The sequence below is a fragment of the bacterium genome (assembly GCA_036504735.1).
Classification (GTDB): domain Bacteria; phylum Electryoneota; class RPQS01; order RPQS01; family RPQS01; genus DASXUQ01.
Window position 1 is genome coordinate 37,357 of the sequence record DASXUQ010000010.1, and the last position, 17,862, is coordinate 55,218.

The following is a 17,862-nucleotide window of genomic DNA, read 5'->3' on the forward strand; positions in this document are numbered from 1 at the left end:
CTTCAAAAACAGATTTCAAAGGAACCAAGACCGCTGGAAGGAACTGGCTCAGGGAAAAACGAAAGTAGATCGGCTGTCATTTCCGTCATTTTGTCATTAGTGTCACAGCAAGAGGCGCTCCCGAAAACCCAAGCCACTACTTCTATACTGGCGTGTCGTCCACCAAACTTCTCGAAAGGAACATTATGATACCCAACCACTTAATGCAAAGCTTACGCAAGCTAAGAAGATCCGATCCCGAATTCGTGGCCCTTTTCAAGCCACAGGTGGCCCGAAAGGATCCAACCAACTACAACAGTGCCGCAATCCAGCTGAAACGCGATCTCTGCCTATTTGATGATCCCGTCGAACGTAAGGCCCCAACCGCAGCCCAGATCTTCTGGGATGATATTATGCGGATGTTTTGAAAACAGAAAGCCCAGGGGTGAGACTCCTGGGCTTCTGAGTGTCCACTTCTAATACCTCCCCAAACTCGTCACGCGACTAATAGCCTCTTGCCGCCCTTTGCCGCAACCAATCCCCAGCCCCGGGACTGTAACTACTCCCCGCAGCAAACATGCTGATAACTCCAAGCTGGGAGATTTGAATCGACGGGTAGAGCAGGATGTATTCGCTTCCATGAGTCTTCCCGTATGCATCATCGACGGGGACTACGAAGATATTTTCGCGTGCCTTGAAACCGTCCGCTATTCCGAGTTCCCACGGGACCCAACGTGATGCTAATCCGTTCTGAGTGGCTAACAGCATGAAGTATCCGCACTCGCGGATCTTTCCTTTGATTTTGTCCGCTGTTGCTGCCGTAGGCGGCGGGGTCATCTCGTGATCCTTCCAGTCGATGTACAAATCAACGCCTTGCGAAGCAAGAAAGTTCTTAAGGCCCTCCGCCAGCTGATGGTCCTTGTGGCTATGCGAAAGTAATAGAGAGATCCTTGCCGAAGCTGCAAAGGACTTCTCGAACCTGCTTGCTGTAACCCGTATCGAAGGATCAGCAGCATAGGTTCGCAATTGATTCTCAGAAAGAAATGCCATGTTTTACGGTCTACTTTGGCTGCTGAAGTTGAGGCACTAGTTGTCATTACGAACAGTGATTGCGTTCTCAACCCAGCTTGCGAGATTGTCCTTGATATGGTCGTACACGTACGTACTGGTTGAGTACGGCGGATCGTAAACAGGCACTAGGCTGTACAGGGATTTGCCGTCAACCGTTAAGCCCCAGAATGGACTCGATCCTTTGGTGCATTGATCGCCACCCTGGTTCTTCAGATTATGGACATAGATTCCAAGCACACCTTTGCCGTCTCTCCATGCTTTCTCGATTTCGTACTTAACCCATGGTCGCCCAGACGTGTTAGTGCCGATCAGGACAACTGCACACGAGCGACCTGACATCTGCTCGTCGATCCACTTCTTAATAGCGGCATCGCCCTTTTTTGTGACGGTTTCCCAATCATTGTCGGAAACCGGAGTGTTGCCTTCGACTACTCCAGCATTTCTGACTTGACTAGCACGCCAGCAATCTGGTTTGTAATGGAAGCTGAAAAATACTCGTCTTGCCACGATCAAATCTCCTGTCTCTTGTAACTACTGTCTATTGTGAGTCCTCAACGGCTTCGTGCTACTTTTACCTTCTCTGCAACGGAGAAGACCGCTTTCAGCAATTCCTGATCTGACAACTTGGCATCACCCAGCGCCTGAAGTTCAGTACTGACGTTCGCGTTGCCGTAGAATCTGGCTTGGTCACCTCTTACTTCATCCCAAATCTTCCGCGCAGCCCAGCCCGTCGCTCCGATAGGAATTGGCACCGCTGTGAACGCCTGATTCTTAGCGATGTCAAATTCCTCGATGACGCCATCAGCCATTATCACTTGGGCCTTGGAGTCTCGCTTGTTTCCCGCCAAAAAGATCGAAAAACCTGCTTGGGAAATCATAGACTGTCGCCATTCGGTGAAGACTTGTTTGCGCTTAGCCGGATCAATAGTAATCGGAAATGGCCGCAACATGAGTCGCTCTTTTAGATGTGAAGGAGAAGTGTAAGCTTTCTCAAGAGCGCCTGCGAGAATGTCGCTCCCGATGCCGAGGCCGTAACCAGAAATAATGTTGTAACCTTTATCAATGATCGCTGTGCCAAGCTTTCGCGCAAATAATTCCAATCGAGCCTTGTCAAAATCTGCGACGCCTTCTTCTGCGCTGCCGGAGACAAAGATATTCTTGGCAAACGCGCTCTCGTTGATTTGCCGAAGGATCTCCGTGACCTCCGAATAGTCGTCAATAAGTACTGTTTGGATTCCAAATCTCTTAAGGTCATCGATCCGCAAGGCAAGTTTGGTTCTAGCGTAGTCGTACTTCGCAATTTCTTCTGCCGATGGCTGTGCTGGCAGTTGTGGGGCTCGCATGAGACAATAGTGCGGAGGAACATCCTTTTCAAGCAGCAAGCGCACACGACTCAGTATATATTCAATGTTGGGGTCATCGAAGCTGAATCCCAAAAACAGAAACGTCTGAGTGATCAAATCACTTCTCAGCCTAATTGAATATGCGCCGCGAGTTTGTTCATATCTTTCATAGTCATCCTTCGTGAGCACTGCTTCATTGGGAAGCAAAACGTCGCCATGCATCTTGTATATGGTTACGTCTGTGCCGGGCAGATAGGTCGCCAGACTTTTCGCCGTGATCTTGGCGTCAACCTGCTTTTCCTCGCGCTTGAAAGCCTCTTCAAGCAAGTGGTCATAGTTGGTTGTCCACACTGTCCGCACAGGCAGTCGGGCAATCAGCGTGTGGTTATCGTTCGCCGCAGCGTTCTTCGTAAACTCGTGAAGCAGTTTTTCGTTAAGTTTGGCTCGACTTCGCTTTCGATTTTCGTGATACTGTGCCACAGCTACGAGGTCGTGCTCAATGTCAACGTCAAGACCCAAGTCGTCAGCAACCTCTCGCAGCAGGTCGCGCCAATTTACGTAGCCTACCGAGCACGACATACCTGCACCGATGAAGAGCGCTGCTGTACCGTCGGCGAGCCTTCGACTGTATTCGCGGAGGAATTCACGTTTAGGTGTGGGGGACATGATATTGGTTTATCAGGTGTTTGAGGACACGAAAATCAACACAAGATTAGTACCAGAGTAATGTACAAGTAAGATTGTAAAATGTCAAGTTGGATGATGTGTGCGCAGGTTTACCAGATTGTCAGCCAAATCTGGTAAACTGCACCTGTAAGATGCTGTAATGTAATAGGTAAGGGATGCGGTAATTCGATAGGTCATCGAAACGCGATTTCTGATAACGAGTTAGTTACCTCGCTCAATGAATGTCTCTCATACGTGCTTGTTCCACGCTCCATAATGGCCCCTTCCCTGCGATTGGCATCAAAAAAGCATTCTTCCCCCAAACGGCAGTCCTTCAACTAAACCCTGCCAGTATCCCCTACACAACTGATTCAAAGGGTCCTTTCGAAACCTAGGCAGGAAACGCCTTCGTAAATTTTTTTTGGGAATTTTGGAAGGTCACTGAATACAGGATCGTCTCAATACTGGGTGCTACCAGCCATGAAGCCTTGATATTCGCAACTCGCTGACATGCATTTGAAAATTTCTCAGTTCTGCCAGAATGACTCAAAGATGGCTGTCATTGTGGCATATACCTATAGAAGAAGCCCGCGTGAACGGGCTTTTACATTCTTGTGGAGATACTGTCATGGGTTACTTCTTCACCGTAGCTTGGTCATCTCGATCAGATCGCAGATCTGTTTTGCCGTGGATTCGAACAGTGCCGGAGTGTAGGGATGCCCACCATGTACTTGATCGCCGGGATGACGGGTTGCAATTAGACGGCACGGCTTGCCATCAAGAGTTATCTTCGCGAGATCAATAACTATGGACTGGCCGTAGTCGGGTCTATTCCATTTCTTCGCGAAGGGCGCAGTCATACCAGCGTCAGATAGCACTTCGCTAACTCTCTTCACTGGTTCCTTTCCGAAGATGATCACCCACCGAGGGTGAAAGAGTCGAAAGAGGTCAAGCAGGATCTTTCGACATTTCTGCTCGACTTGGTAAGGAAGTTGTTTCGCTGAGTCCTTATCCAGCCCTGGATAGCAATATGCGTTGGTTTCGAGTACCGACGCTCCCCCCGTCGAAATAGACAGGCTGCGGGTCAGCTCTTCAAAGCGGCCTCTGGAGGTTGATGATGCGCCGATCAGTTGCTTTAATTTCAAGTAGTCGTAGCACGATTTCGCGACCTCTTCGAGCGGAGTAACTTCAGGAATCGGGTTCTTCGGACTAAAGCCTACGTAGAAAATCCCGATGTTATTGATGTCCCCTTCGCAGGTGAAAGGCCGAAAGAAGGTCCGGTCTGGTGCAACGGGACGGCACCAGCCAAGAAGAGTTTCGAACGAGATGGGCAGTTGAACTGAAGGCGTCACGGACATTCGGCGAATCCTCTCGTAAGGTTCCAGATGTAGGCACTTTCAGGAGCATTAGGCGAAAAACGATACAACGAACACGATGATAGCCGCCGTTGATCCGATCAGGATCCCGATATGGTCCAGCACCTTCATGTCATCGCGGCGCATTGCTCCTAGCAACCGAATGATGAAGTTGTGAACCCACTTAGGGATGAATCTAACAATAAGCGCAGGGAATGTTGCAACTATTGCAGCCATGGTAGAAAGTGTGGATCCGACGACGAGCCAAGCCATAAACCGTCCAGCAAGGGGGTCGAATATCAACGGTGACAAGTACCAGATTACTAAGCCGAAAGATGAGAGCCAGAGTAAAACTAACCCAGTTCCAACGTGCCCCAGTACCTCCGTGATCTTCTGCAGACGCTGACGATTGAGGCGAAGGATTGTCTTGGCAACGAAATAGATGACCGGACTGCTCTCTTTCAGCTTTGCCCCAGCTTCTGCTATTCGTGTAGGTGTAAGCGTTGTTGAACCAGTGCGCCCTTTGCGAAACCCATGTGTGATTGCCTTGCTCTCGCCGTCTACGGCAGTATCTTCTACAGTCTGCAGAACGTCAGCGGAATCGTCTTTATGGGACTTAGCCACTTCGATGATCATATGTAGCATAGACCCTAACGCAGCGAGAACGATCAGCGCGGCAAAGACGAAGAACACGAGCATTAACAATAGCGGCAAATAGAACGGAAATAGGTTCAGGCGGACCGTCTCAATAACACTTGCGAACCTGCCCGACGTCAGCGCCATGATGAAGAACGGGATCCACAAAAGTATTGGATATCCCATCAGCTTGCTAAACTTTCGAAGCGCTGCAGGTATGGGTTTCATGTCGATCACAGGGCGAGTGATTAGCCACGTAAGCGTACCGAATAGTAAGACATCGAACGCGCTGTTCAGCAAGCCGATCATGGGATCCCGCATGAACCAGAAGTAAACGCTCTTCGCGACAATCCAGATGACAGCCGCCAGAGTCACAACTCCCACTGACAGCGTAATCGTGAGGAAGCCCGCGTTTCTCGCAGTCCTGGCGACTCCGATCAGGAAGAGGGTCGCGAGAAGGGAGTAAAGATCCAGCAGCGTTAGCTCAATCGTAGCACCGCCAATTTGCCAAATGCTTGGACTTATGCGGAGTGCATGGACGTATCCTTCGCTCCAGAACGTTGAAGGCACTTGGGCGAGGTTGACCTCACGGTAAATCGGCATCAAGTAGGCACCATCAATCGAAAAATAGCCCGTGGCTTGAGAAAGCGTTAACGCATGCAGCAGTACGAAACAGAGAACCAAGGTCGGCAAGGCGTAGCGCTTCGCGATGAGCATTATGAAAGATGCAAATAACCGCCGATACACTGTCTGAAGAACTTCAACCAGCCCTTTCGAGACCAATGAATCGTGCCCATGCGCTATGACCTGTCGAAGACTCGCGTCTCTGTCGGCATACACCAGCCCCAAGTACTTCAGTGTACCGACGACGAACCCGAACACTATGACGGCCAATTCCAAATGTGGCAATAATTGGTTTATCATAACAACCGCTGAAGAGCAATCCGCCAAGGATAGTATGAACACGCATTGAATCGCTTTGCATCTAATTTATGCATTCAGAGCGATAGAGTCAACAAGAGAACCACTTAAGCCTCACAACTCATTGCCCATACGAAGTTTAGTCGGTTAGCACCAGCGAAGTCTTTGCTCGTTCGCAATTAGTTAAAAAGCTCGTCAGGGATTCCTGCGAGCTCTTTTCTTGATCCCATGCGGCTTTCTGATCTAATTCCGCAGGTCGAGAATCCGTCATCCAACAATCGCAGGCGTCCGAGCCAGCATCATGCTGATTAGACGCAGCACAGCGATCAAACCATGTAGGTAAGCCCGCAATGCAGCCCACAGTGCTGGCAGTTCAAGAATTCGCTCACGCAGATATCCGATGAAGCTTTGAATTCCGGCAAGTATTTTCTTCAATAGAAGTCTCCTGGTAAATGATAGGCGGGCCGACCTGTCATCTTATGCCAGAGAATCGGAGCCGTACCCTATTAAAACCAGGCAATCTCGCCGTCAGCCATTCTCCCGTTTCAGGCGAGCGAAATATGCTGCGGGATAATTCTGATTTGCGTAAAGAGCCTCTTTGCGTCGTATCCGCCCTGCATTGATCGCCGCTGAACATCCCAGTGCCCCCAGCCACAAGATGTTACCGCTCACAATAGTTTGTGTTATAGATGCCACAATCTCTCTGCCGAGCGTGGCGAGGCCACTGACCTGTATGCGTCGCCACTCCTCTTCTGCATGGCGCATGGTGTCCGTAAGCTCCTCAGCCAAAAGCTTTGCGTTGGCATTACTCATGACGTTGTCTGAGCGGCTCTGGTGCCAGAGCTTCCGCAAGAATTGTCTAACATCCCGCAAGCGTTCATCCTTACGAACCTGAAGCGCTGAATCGAGAGAGACATTATTCAAGAACTTGAACTCTGTGGCTTGAAAAGCCTTTGCCACAGGTTCCCAATCATCTCCCGAAAGGTCATTATGCTTTCGGTCTAACTCAATCTCCTTCCACCGGATCGCAGAGTCAGTAACAAGATGTGAACCTGTAAGGGCACACATGACTTTTGCAACTTCGTGGTTGGTTCCTGTGGTTGTAATAATGAATTCACTCCAGGATTTCGGGCTTTCACCGTTGGGCTCAGGCAGAGCAGTGCAATAAGGGTGTGCATCTCGCAGCCTTCGGCACCCCTGCAAATACTCTTCAACTTTGGCTACGTCGAAATGAGGGTGCATCTCTTTGATCTGCCTACGTAGGCTGCTATCGGGCACTCTGAGAAACAGGAATTGCCGATACTGCTCGAAGACCTCGCTGTTCTTTGTTTCATCAAGCAATTGGGCTCGTAATGCCAACAATTCCGGTTCTGTCTGATAACGTTTCTCTTCGACGTCAATACTCTGGCAGAATAGCTGATAGTCAAAGTCGCTGGGTGTTCTGACGAACTTGATGATGTTCGCTGCAATCCACGGCTGAAGCTTTATCCATAACCAGAGATTCATCAAGGTATTTGAGACATACTTCTCCGGATACTGGAGCGGATTGAGTTCTGGACTGACGCCCATTACATAAGGGAAAGGGTCTACAAGCAAGATGCTCTCGTCATATAGGCTATGGCGCGTTATCCCCCTCAGAATGGCCTCCGGATTGTACGTTCCAACATATAGTCCAGATGCTCCACGCTTTTCCCGCTCCAAGCAATGCACGAGATCTTCCTTGTCGGGCCACAATTTCGAAATCATGTAATGTATCTGCTGTACAATCTTGGGCGTACAGGCTTTCTTGATCGCAGGCCAAGGAATTCCCTTATCAAACCGATCCAACTGAAACAGACTACCGACAAAGTCAAGGAATTTCAGATTCTTCCCGCGCACTGAGAGACTTCGGACGTAGACATCATCGCTCGCGACACCGGACAGAATCGAAGGCCAATCGATATTGCCTTCACAGCAGACATTGTATTTGTCCCCGCTGCCGCACGGACACAGTTCATTTCGGCCAACGTGTGGTTGCGCCAAGTTTACGCTCCTCATATTACCGTCCACCACTTCACGAACCACAGCAGAGCCCCTGCGGCTCGCTGAATCCAAAATAGGCTCTCACACTGGCAGTTCAAGATGTCGCGCAATTGCCTTACCCCCAGGGCTGTTGATGAGGGATAGGCTTGCACCTCGAACCGAACTCCCAGTGAATACGACTACGTTCTTCTTTCCGGCCAGCTTCTGCACACCCCACTCTTTGCATTTGCGAATCGCGATCAGTAGTGCTTCGCCGCGCAGGGCTTTCGGGACGACTACTTCGTGCACGTATTGAACCGCGAGCCTATTCGATTCCAGTTCATCGGCCAAGCTTCGCGGAAATTGCAATGACGGGCCGTGATACGGCCAGTATTGAATGACCGCCAACCGCTTGGAGAGAATGCTAAGTGCCTCCCAATAACTGATGCCACGACTCCCCTCAATTCGATGTAGGATCTCCGTTGCTTTCCTTCCCAGAAACGGAATCCGCCATGAAACGCAAATGCCGGATTCAACCAGATGAACGGGTAAGCCCGGTCCAAACGCTGTTGCCGTAAGTTGCATTCCAATGCTGATTGCAAAGCTGCATCATGCTCTTCAGCGTAGTAATCCGCAGCACTCAGTCCGGGATTCATCATCAGAACGAAGATATCCGCACGGCTGAGATCGCCCATGTAGGGCGTCGGTATCAAGCCCAAATGTGCCGTGTGATCACTTTCCTGCCCAAAGGCATCGCTGCGAATGTACTCGTCAAACGACGTGCAGGTGGTCACGCAGCGGTCATACTGAAGGTCTAGAAGCACGCTATCTTGCGGGAGGAGAAATGGCGCGCTGGTCAATGGGCATTGACGCCAAGCGTATACAAGCTGGTGAACAGGCACGGCGTCAGTCTCCGACCTTCGAGGAGTCCGCAGGCAGAAAGTGATTCGACAGCGCTTCCAAGAGCCATATTGTACGTCGTAGAATCATTGCAAACGCCTTCGTAAAGCCAATCTCGTCCACCTTGAAGTATGCAGCACCCCGTGCGTATCTCTCGCCTTTTCGATGCCCTGCGCCATCTCGCAGATCTTGCATATTGCGAAGAACCTTCACTATTTCGACTCTATCCGCCGCTCCATTGGATTCAAGGAACTGATCGAGCACGCTGATCGTCGCGCTCTTGGGCTTCAATTTAACCCTCTCCCCAATCGCCGCGACATTGATGGACTCGATCAGGCACTTTGCCAGCGACATGACCTGTTCGTCGAACGCTTTTTGGTTATTGTGCAGCGGGATCGTCAACGAATCCAGATTATGCGCGTCTTCCGAGCCAAGTGGTTTGAAAAGTGGCCAACCGTACGCTTCCGTCCAACGACTGCCGAATAACCGCAACCGCTGCTTAAACAACAGATCGGGCTGCTCTGGATTGGTGAATTCCGCCATGATTGCCCGCTTGAAGGTAACCGGGCTGATCCCACCGTCGTGAGCAATATTGAAGCTGCGCCAATATGCACGTTCAGATGCAGGGAGGTACTTTCCCAAATCGCCCAAGAAAACGACTACGAAGTCAGGGTGGTTGTTATCAATGCGCAAACTCCATAGGCTTCCACAAATGATTTGGCCATCTTCCACGGTATACCGTTGAGTGTCTGCCAAGTACTTCGTGAGCACTTCACGACGGAAGAAGACGGGAGCAAAAGCGTTCGGTGAATCAGGTGTGCAGGGGAGCAGGATCGGTCTGCTGTCGGCATCGGTTCCGACGATGAACTCTTGCTCTCCTTCCCATAGATCTCCATTCAACGCAGATCGGAATGTTGGAGGAGCAGTTATGAATCGCTTTCCGCAGAGCCTGGCCCTGGACTTATGCGTGACAGACGAGTCAACTGGCCAGATGTCAAGACAATAGCACCATTGCTCATTGGAGACGACATCATTGCTCGGTCTTAGATTCAACTCATCGAGAGATTTTCCAGAGCGTCGGTGTTCATCGAAGTACAAGATCAGGGTGAATTGCTTGGCGGCCAGAAACTCCTTCAGGCAATCCGCTCGTACAAGAACGCGGTCTTCCGCGATGCGAGCGACGGTTTGTTCGGTCCCGTCATCCAGGAAAGTGACATACTCTCCGCGCCGTGAGTCAAACCACAGGTTGTAGAAGAGCCGAAATTCCTCGCATAACTCGATCCACGGTTCTCGCAATTCGTTGTAATCCCAAACGATGACCAAGGGCTCCAAACCTAATTTGCCGCCATTCCGATTGTATGCCTGATATCCGGCTCTCCAATCTTCGACATTGGGCAAGCCAGTTTCCGTGTGCGTGTCCCAGGAACAATCGCCGATCAGCAGCGGAACGACGCTATTCGGCGCGAGGATACAGGTGAACCCGTTTGGGGAGTAGACGGTGATCCATTTCTCGCTCTCGATGCCTTTCTCAAGGTGTGCGATAACATCGGAACAATCTAATGGCGGCTCATTCTTCATTTCGGGAGTCATGATTCGGTGAAAGGTTGATGTTCCAGTGGTGCGCAATGGACGTCGTGACGTCGCAGTGCAATAAGTGCTTTGCGGGGTCACCTCTTATGGTTGCTTCAAGAAGAAGTCCATCGCAGTAAGCTTAGACCAGGCCGTAGCCTTAATTATCAGACACGATGCATAGTGTTTTGCCAGCCTGGTAGGCACGCTTTTCTTGGGAGCCTTGCGCGGTGGCTTCATTATGTTCGGTTTTCGAGGACCACCCGTCGCTTGACTGGTAAACAGGAGATAGTCACCGTCCAGATCGCGAACCCAGCCACTGGAAAAGCGTCCTAAATATCTTCCAGAATACGCATAAACACATTGGCGGTCCTTATCGAAGCATGCAACAACCTGTCCGTCGTAGAGAAAGATGTTTTCACCGTCTTCGCAATAGGCGATAGCATCACCGTTCTGGTCGTAGAATGAGAGTTCCATGCGTTTCCCGATTTGTGCAGCGGCTTACCAGACCGCAGGATTTGCTTGGAAATATAAAATGAGCTGGTAGACTCGGCTTATATATTCGGGAAACACCCGGAGGTTGAGGAAGACATCGTCGCTGCTGATATTGCCCAGTAATTCGGGATGCCCGGCGGCATTCCGGTGCCTGCGGATCAGTTGAAACAGCCCTGGAAGTTCACCTTTCACGATCTCGGCGAGAGCCTTGTCGAGCTTCTTTGCGGCAACCATCTTCAGGAGACGATCATGCAACTCTGCAAAGTGAGAGAGAATTGTCCAGTTTGTCGCTTTCTCGAAGTTCGCCTTTTCTGCCGCTAATGTAATCGCATTCAGAAAAGTGTCGTACAGAACGAGAATCGCTTTCTCCGAGGCAGCTCCCACCATCACCGCCGTCGATTTTGGGCAGTTGGCATTGAAAGCGACAACGGCCTCAGTAACGTAGTCCAGAATCACGGGGTCCACGTTTGGATTCTTCGTCAAGAAATCTCGTAAGAACCCGTCTGGATCGTACGGCTGCGGTCCTCCTTGACCGACAACGAACTCTCCATATTCCGTGAGCGTGTAGAAGGGCCAATTCTGGTTGTCTTGATCCTTGCCGAAAACAATGATTCCTTGAATTAGTAATCGCCACATAACGTGCCGAATCAACTCAGGTATGCGTTGCTGGTCCTCTGGCTTGAGCAGAAGTTTGAGTTCGATCACAGGACCTGCATACCTTGTGGTAGGGGCGGGATATAGGCGCTTGGCAACAGCCAACTGGATTACTTCAACTACCGCCTTTTCAAATCTGCGATCTTCCATATTGGGTTTCGTTGAGAGGTACTCCAGTAGAAGCGAACGTAGCATTTGCGTTGAAAGAGGTGCAGCCATTGATTTGCTTTCCTTTAATGTCACACTGACAACCATACCTGCGGTGTCAGCAGGTGGTAAGAAGTCTGCCGTTGAACTGTAACTACCAATATACGACTTACGCTTGCAATGTCAACGGTGATCGGCAATAACTGATGAAACTCGTCTTGACTCATCAATATGCGAGTTTGATCTAAGCGCCAAATAGTCAATGTCTTAGTGACATCGCCTTGGGCATGCGACAGTTTGGCAATCGCTTACGCCACTGATGCCGTAGCGGCACAAAGGAGTCCGTTCGTAGTTAGCGTAATGTCAGGTCAAAAAGAAGCCCGCATTCCACTATTTCCGAAAACTACGCCATCTTCGGCCACTCTCGCGAAGCACCAAAGAGGAACTCGGTTGGCTTGAAGGAGAATTTGCATGCCTCGAAGAGGCTGAAGATAGTGTTCTCTGCTGATTTGGGCGTAGCGGCGAAACACCTGCCAATTGGAGGAAAAGAAGCCTGAGCAATCGCCCAGGCTTCTCTTTTGGGTTTCGACCATAAACGCCTTACTATCGAATGAGCATCATCTTCTTGGCGTCGGTGAACTTTCCAGCCTTGAGCTGGTAGATGTAAACGCCGGAAGCTACCGTCGTACCCGCTGTGGTCTTGCTATCCCACATCACGCGGTAAGCTCCGGCTGGCCGTACTTCGTCCACGAGCTTGGCCACTTCCTGACCCAGAATGTTGAACACCTTTAGTTCCACTCGTACCGCATCAGGCAGATCGAATCGAATTTCGGTATTGGGGTTAAAGGGATTGGGGTAGTTCTGGTACAGAGCATAAGTCAACGGCACTGCCGGGCCTTTGTTCTTCGCGATCAGGGCCGGATTGTCGATCATGCGGGAGATCTGGGTCACCCGCTGAACCAGCGAACGAATGTCCGCACACCGGACTGCTTCATTTCTTGGACGCACGGATCGATCATGCCGATTGAAGAAACACACGCCCATTGCATCCGCCAAAGCCCGAAGTGAATCTCGCGGGGTCTGCGCCGTTTCCATCATTTCCTCTAGGCCCGAAAGCGCTTCGGAAGGCTTCCCTTCTGCGGCCTTGGCGACAAAGGAGAGTCTCTTGGCAAGCTTCTTCTGCGACGGTTCAATCAACGAATTCGATTGCGCCATCAGAAACTTGCTGACGGTCTGATCCGCATCACCTTTACGTGCCATGCGCGTTAGATTCACCATCGCTGCTGGAACGAACTTCGAGCCGGGGAATTGCCGCACGAAGTTCATGGTCGCTTGGGCTGCTGCAACCTTGTCCTGATTCTTAGTTAGAACCTTGACGGAGCGCCACTGGTTCAGTTCCTGATGATGCATCCTTAGCATCTCCGCACGGTCCGGTGCTGCCTTTGCAAGCGATGGCGTCTTGGTGGCTGATAGGTTGGCGGAGTTCACTTTCGTAGCACTCGCCGTCATACCAGTGGAGGAAAGCTTGGTCGCCTCAATAGGCACGGTGCTGGAAACAGCGATTACATCGGCTCCGGCGGGTCCGCTTCCATGCCACGAGTCTTCTCCCGCACGGTCATTATCCCCAGGGATCAGTAGATTAATCGCGCCGCCTCCGACAGACATGGTGCCGCCTTGATCACAGCCCACGAACGTCACGAGGGATGTATCCACCAACCAGCGACCAGGAGTATGCGGCCATAAGTGCGAATAGAAAGCCGTGTCTAAAGGTGTAAACGGCGTCCATGTGTTCATGCTGATATCCCACGTATCCGTCGTATCGCCGGACTTCAAATAATACCCGGTTCCACCACCCAGCTTGAGGTAATTCTCGCCGTCGCCCAAATCCACCATTGAAGGATCGGCAGCGTAAATCACCACACCACCCGTATCGGATAATTCCGTGTGGCCGCCGACAAGATTCACCGTACCGTCCTCTACCCATACGTCTGCCGTTGTGTCTCCATTGATAGATACGTCGCTGCATTCCAGAGACAGGTCTCCGGTCTCCCAATTCAGGATACCATAATTCTTGTTGCCGCTGATGCTGCTATGCGCAATGTCCATATCGGAGTAGTAGTAGTTGAATACGCCTACCCCGCCACCATTGATGATTTGGCAGTTATCCAGCCGCATAGTGCTGTATTCCATATTGGTCAAGGCAGTCCCAAAGCCATTGTATGAGACATCGCCGCCTGCACCCATATTCTCCAGCAGACAGTTGCTCAGATAGCTGGTGGTGTCGTTCCGTCCCCAAAACCAGAGTCCCTCGGAGAAACTCCTGAAGGTACACGAATCGGCTCGGAAGATCGGAAAGCGATCAGGGTTGTCCATTGGATTATCGTTGCAACTTACCCAGCCTGCTCCTTCGAGAACGGCATGTGAGAGAACTATTTGGCCGCAGGTGGACTCGATATTGGCCCAACTCGATGTGGTGTCCCAGTGCAGCGTCACCGGACTATCGGCTTCGCCCTGGACATAGAGTCTGCCGCGTGGGGTCGGCGTGTTAAAGCCTTCCACCCAGATATCCGCGCCGGGCTTGAAGGTCACCACCGCTGGCTTGATGCCAGGCGTTGGTTTGATCACTAGCACTGCACCCTCGTGAATGTCTATTGCACTGTCCACGGTGCAGGGAGCATACATTACGACGCTATCCGTGATGGAGTAGCGCGTCCATTTAGATAGTGAAGCGATCAGGTAGTTGATGCTGTCCTGCGTGGCGACCAGGTCCAGGGCGGCAACCGAATCGGTGGGACTGCTGGCTTTGCTCATCAGGCCGAGATTCAGCAGTTCGATTTGCGCTTCCACCTTCTCTGTGTCTGTCAGCGCGCTGCTCAGCATCGTTTGCATCCGATCATTCGCCTTGTCCAGATCACCCGAAAACGCCAGTGACCATGCATCTCCATACATAGCAGCTCTGTACATTTGCCTTGACGTCGCGGTATCTGCGATGGACTCGAAGTACCCCACGGAGCTTGCAGACTGGTGCGCCAGAATATCTGTGGCAATGAGGTCATGGCTGACCGATTGCGTATACTGGCATGGACCGCTGTTTACAATCACGGCTTGGTACTGACTTCTTGCGGTAGCGAATTGGCTGGATAGCTCCGCCGATTTGCCATCCACATAATTGCCTTCAACGGCGCACGCGGCTTCGCCTTGCGAAGAGGATTGGCAACCACTCCAAGTGTTCAGCGGATAACGCAAGGTTACGCCGGAGGGCAAGTGGTTATGGATACTGCCTGTGTCCGTCAGCACCCAGTAGTTTTGCCGCCACACGTGCGGGCAGTTGGCCACATTGGGGTAATAGATCCATTGCAAATTGCTGGGCTGAGTCAAGCCACTGATACGATTTTGTCCATTGTCCATGATAAGCGCCGAGGAGGGAGCACTGATTTGGAGACTGTCTCCGGCGTTGAACTCGACGCGATTCCAGCCCCAGCGAGGGGTCGGCTGGCCGGGGTCAGCCATGCCAACCGTCGAATTATAGGCTCCGATACCGCAGCGGTGATTATATACTACGTTGCAGCATTTCAACCATACGCTTGCGCCCCAGGCCGTGATACCTCCGGCGACGGTCCAGTTTCCGATGCCTACCTCGGCATTGCCCGCGATAGAATCTTGGGTTAAGTAGCAAATCGCATTGCTGACCGCATAGACACCCGCGCCCTTATTGTTCAGCACTTGCGAGTGATTCAGTTGCAGCGTACTGCCAGTGTTGGAAACGCCATAGGAAGTATTGGTGGCGAAGGTCGAATAGTCCGCGTGGACATTAGCTCGACTTCCCAGAGCCAGGCCAATGCCGCAGTTACGGAAAGAGCAATGATCCACCACGGCATACGGCGTATCCCAATAGCCGTTTCTTACGCCTCCTGTGATCGCCAGTCCTGCAACGGGAGCATTCTGGATATCTACGTACCGGAACTCAATGTTGCCCCGGATCGCTTCAATCGCCTGCACTCCCGCCCAGCCAGCATTCGCATCAGCAGCCTGCAAACGTATGTGTGTGGTATCACTGCCGAGAATGTGTAGCCCCGCAAGGCTGTCCGAGCTGTGCTGGACTGTACGAATGCCTTTCCCTCGCCAAAACGTGACCGCGGCCACGCTGTCGTAGCGGTATTGCCATGTGCTGCCGACCAGGAAGCTGTCGCGGAGCGCCGACATCCTGGGCCCAATGGTAAGGTTGCCATTTCCCTGTACGATGATATTGCGATGGAAATAGGCGGGTGCGTAGATCGTTGTATCAGTCGTGATTACCAAATCCGTCGTGTCGGCCCGGTAGAAATGGAGTAGGTCTCCCTCGCCGGGGCCGAGAGTAACCGCGATTCGGCGTTCCGAACTGCCGCCTGCGGGAATGAACGCTGCCCGTGCACTTTCCGCCAGCATTGCTTCATAGAAGTACGGTTCGCTGGGATGGCGCACATTGTCAATCGTAAGCCATGCGATGCGATTCTCGTCGTGAAGTGCCCGTCGGTTGACCACGAGAAACCAGTAGTCCTCCGCCAAGGGGTCAGCGCCTGCGGCCATGAAGCGACTGACTTGGATATAGGTGCTGTCCGCATCTTCAAGATCGTCGTCTAAGTGACTCGGCGGAACGTGATCGTCCGTCTGGATCTGGGAGATAGTCGAAGGGTTGGTCTGGCTAGCGATTAGCGTGTCGCGTGGATTGTCCATCGAGCCGTAATTCTGCTCGTAGCGCCGACTGGCATAGGTCTTGACATAGCGCAAGGGCTCCAGCACCGGAGCAATTCGTAGCACCTCCGAATCAGCGTGCGCTGCTGCCCAGTAATTCGGAGTGCGCTGAAGGTTGACAGGGTTTCTGCACAGCGCGCCGTTCCAGCAATTTGCACAAAGCGAATCCCAAACCAGAGTGCTTCCGCCGGGTCCAAAGGGGTAATAGATGATCCCATCGGCATCGCACGCTACTGATAGCCACACTCCAAGCTTAACTTCGCCAGGGACCGGAGTACGAATTGGCGCAAAATACCCCCCTGCTCCTGTCGAATCGGTGTTATCCACGGCTGTCGCCACCATGCCCCATGATCTGTTTCCGTGCTGGTGATCAAAGCGAATTTGGTAATCCAAAGCAAACCATGAGGAATCAGCCCATAGCACGTCGGCGGGTATGTCCTCAATAAGATGATCGGAAGAACCTGTGGGGTAGCGCCTGTAAACTGGACCATCGCCCCATATGTTAACATCTAATGCGCACTGGAGCGATTTGTGCCCCTCCCAGCGGGCAATAGAGGCGCCTTGGTAGTTGCAAAAATCTGCAAAGTTCACGTCAATATATGCACCGTTTGACGTCGAGTCCGTTTTCAAGAACTCGACCGAGCTTCCCCCGCAGACAGAAGGTTGAACTGTGCCGTTTCCCGTGAAATAGAATTCATTCATCTGGATCGGCATGCTAACATTCTGCAGGGCCATCTCCCGGTAGAGATCATCGCGTGCGAGTGTCCAGTAAGGGCGAGGATTGGTTGGGCTGTGCGGGTTCCCATTCATAAATATTGTGGGCAATTCCTGCGCCTGAATAATCTTGTTCACCTTCACGATGGAGCGAACCTGAGTATCTATGTGATGCGAGTCTCCCGACGGCCACTCATCGTAATACCAGCCCGCCACCGTGCCTTGAGAGCTGTCCCAATTCGCTTGAAAGGCCTGCCCGATGGCGTTCTGCACGGCGGCGGAGTCGGGAGACACCATCATGCGCCAATAGCCTTCATCGTAGACGTCAACCTTACGGATATAAACATCGTGCGCACCGTAATAGTGGATCTTCATGCATACTTCGCGAAACCCGTCAAAGCGATGTATGAAGGTACTGTCGAACATTGCCGTATTGCAGTCGTAATTCCAGAAAGTGTGTGCTTGACTGGTTGCAGGATCAATAGTGAACTCGCGATTCTCAAAATCGTTACCGAGTGATGAGAAGTCGCTGAGGCGAACTACGCATTCAGGATAGCTCCAGAACCCGTCTTGGTTGTGCCGCTTATCGGAGACATACCATGTTACCCCCAGAATCGGGTCGTTTGAAGATCCGCCGTGCTGCGTGGCGTCACACCACACGCGAATATGCCAACGCATGT

12 protein-coding genes are annotated in these 17,862 nt (G+C 51.7%); all 12 read right to left on the reverse strand.

What is annotated here, in order from left to right; genetic code table 11:
• Positions 1–483: 483 nt before the first annotated feature.
• The gene (locus VGL38_09470; protein HEY3295658.1) at positions 484–1,029 is read right to left on the reverse strand and encodes a toll/interleukin-1 receptor domain-containing protein; all 546 of its coding nucleotides are present in this window, start codon (positions 1,027–1,029) and stop codon (positions 484–486) included.
• Between the two features lie 36 nt (positions 1,030–1,065).
• Positions 1,066–1,557 carry a TIR domain-containing protein gene (locus VGL38_09475; protein HEY3295659.1) on the reverse strand — a complete coding sequence of 164 codons (492 nt, stop codon included), beginning with the start codon at positions 1,555–1,557 and terminating at the stop codon, positions 1,066–1,068.
• Positions 1,558–1,601: 44 nt separating this feature from the next.
• Positions 1,602–3,059 carry an SIR2 family protein gene (locus VGL38_09480; GenBank protein HEY3295660.1) on the reverse strand — a complete coding sequence of 486 codons (1,458 nt, stop codon included), beginning with the start codon at positions 3,057–3,059 and terminating at the stop codon, positions 1,602–1,604.
• 641 nt (positions 3,060–3,700) lie between these two features.
• A complete protein-coding gene (locus VGL38_09485) occupies positions 3,701–4,417 on the reverse strand; it encodes a hypothetical protein (GenBank protein ID HEY3295661.1) in 717 nt (238 codons plus the stop codon).
• 48 nt (positions 4,418–4,465) lie between these two features.
• Positions 4,466–5,974, reverse strand: a complete 1,509-nt coding sequence (locus VGL38_09490) for a hypothetical protein (GenBank protein ID HEY3295662.1) — start codon at positions 5,972–5,974, stop codon at positions 4,466–4,468.
• A 264-nt stretch (positions 5,975–6,238) separates the two neighbouring features.
• Entirely contained in the window at positions 6,239–6,406 is a 168-nt protein-coding gene (locus tag VGL38_09495; GenBank protein ID HEY3295663.1) for a hypothetical protein, read from the reverse strand.
• A gap of 93 nt (positions 6,407–6,499) precedes the next feature.
• Positions 6,500–7,993, reverse strand: a complete 1,494-nt coding sequence (locus VGL38_09500) for an SEC-C domain-containing protein (GenBank protein HEY3295664.1) — start codon at positions 7,991–7,993, stop codon at positions 6,500–6,502.
• A 275-nt stretch (positions 7,994–8,268) separates the two neighbouring features.
• Positions 8,269–8,874, reverse strand: coding sequence for a hypothetical protein (locus tag VGL38_09505; GenBank protein ID HEY3295665.1), 606 nt, complete (start codon positions 8,872–8,874; stop codon positions 8,269–8,271).
• A gap of 4 nt (positions 8,875–8,878) precedes the next feature.
• Entirely contained in the window at positions 8,879–10,450 is a 1,572-nt protein-coding gene (locus VGL38_09510; protein ID HEY3295666.1) for a hypothetical protein, read from the reverse strand.
• A gap of 96 nt (positions 10,451–10,546) precedes the next feature.
• Positions 10,547–10,918 carry a hypothetical protein gene (locus tag VGL38_09515; protein ID HEY3295667.1) on the reverse strand — a complete coding sequence of 124 codons (372 nt, stop codon included), beginning with the start codon at positions 10,916–10,918 and terminating at the stop codon, positions 10,547–10,549.
• 24 nt (positions 10,919–10,942) lie between these two features.
• Complete coding sequence (locus VGL38_09520) at positions 10,943–11,809, reverse strand: hypothetical protein (GenBank protein HEY3295668.1); 867 nt, start codon at positions 11,807–11,809, stop codon at positions 10,943–10,945.
• A gap of 531 nt (positions 11,810–12,340) precedes the next feature.
• Positions 12,341–17,557: a right-handed parallel beta-helix repeat-containing protein gene (locus VGL38_09525; protein ID HEY3295669.1), complete on the reverse strand. Its 5,217-nt coding sequence runs from the start codon at positions 17,555–17,557 to the stop codon at positions 12,341–12,343.
• Between the last annotated feature and the right edge of the window lie 305 nt (positions 17,558–17,862).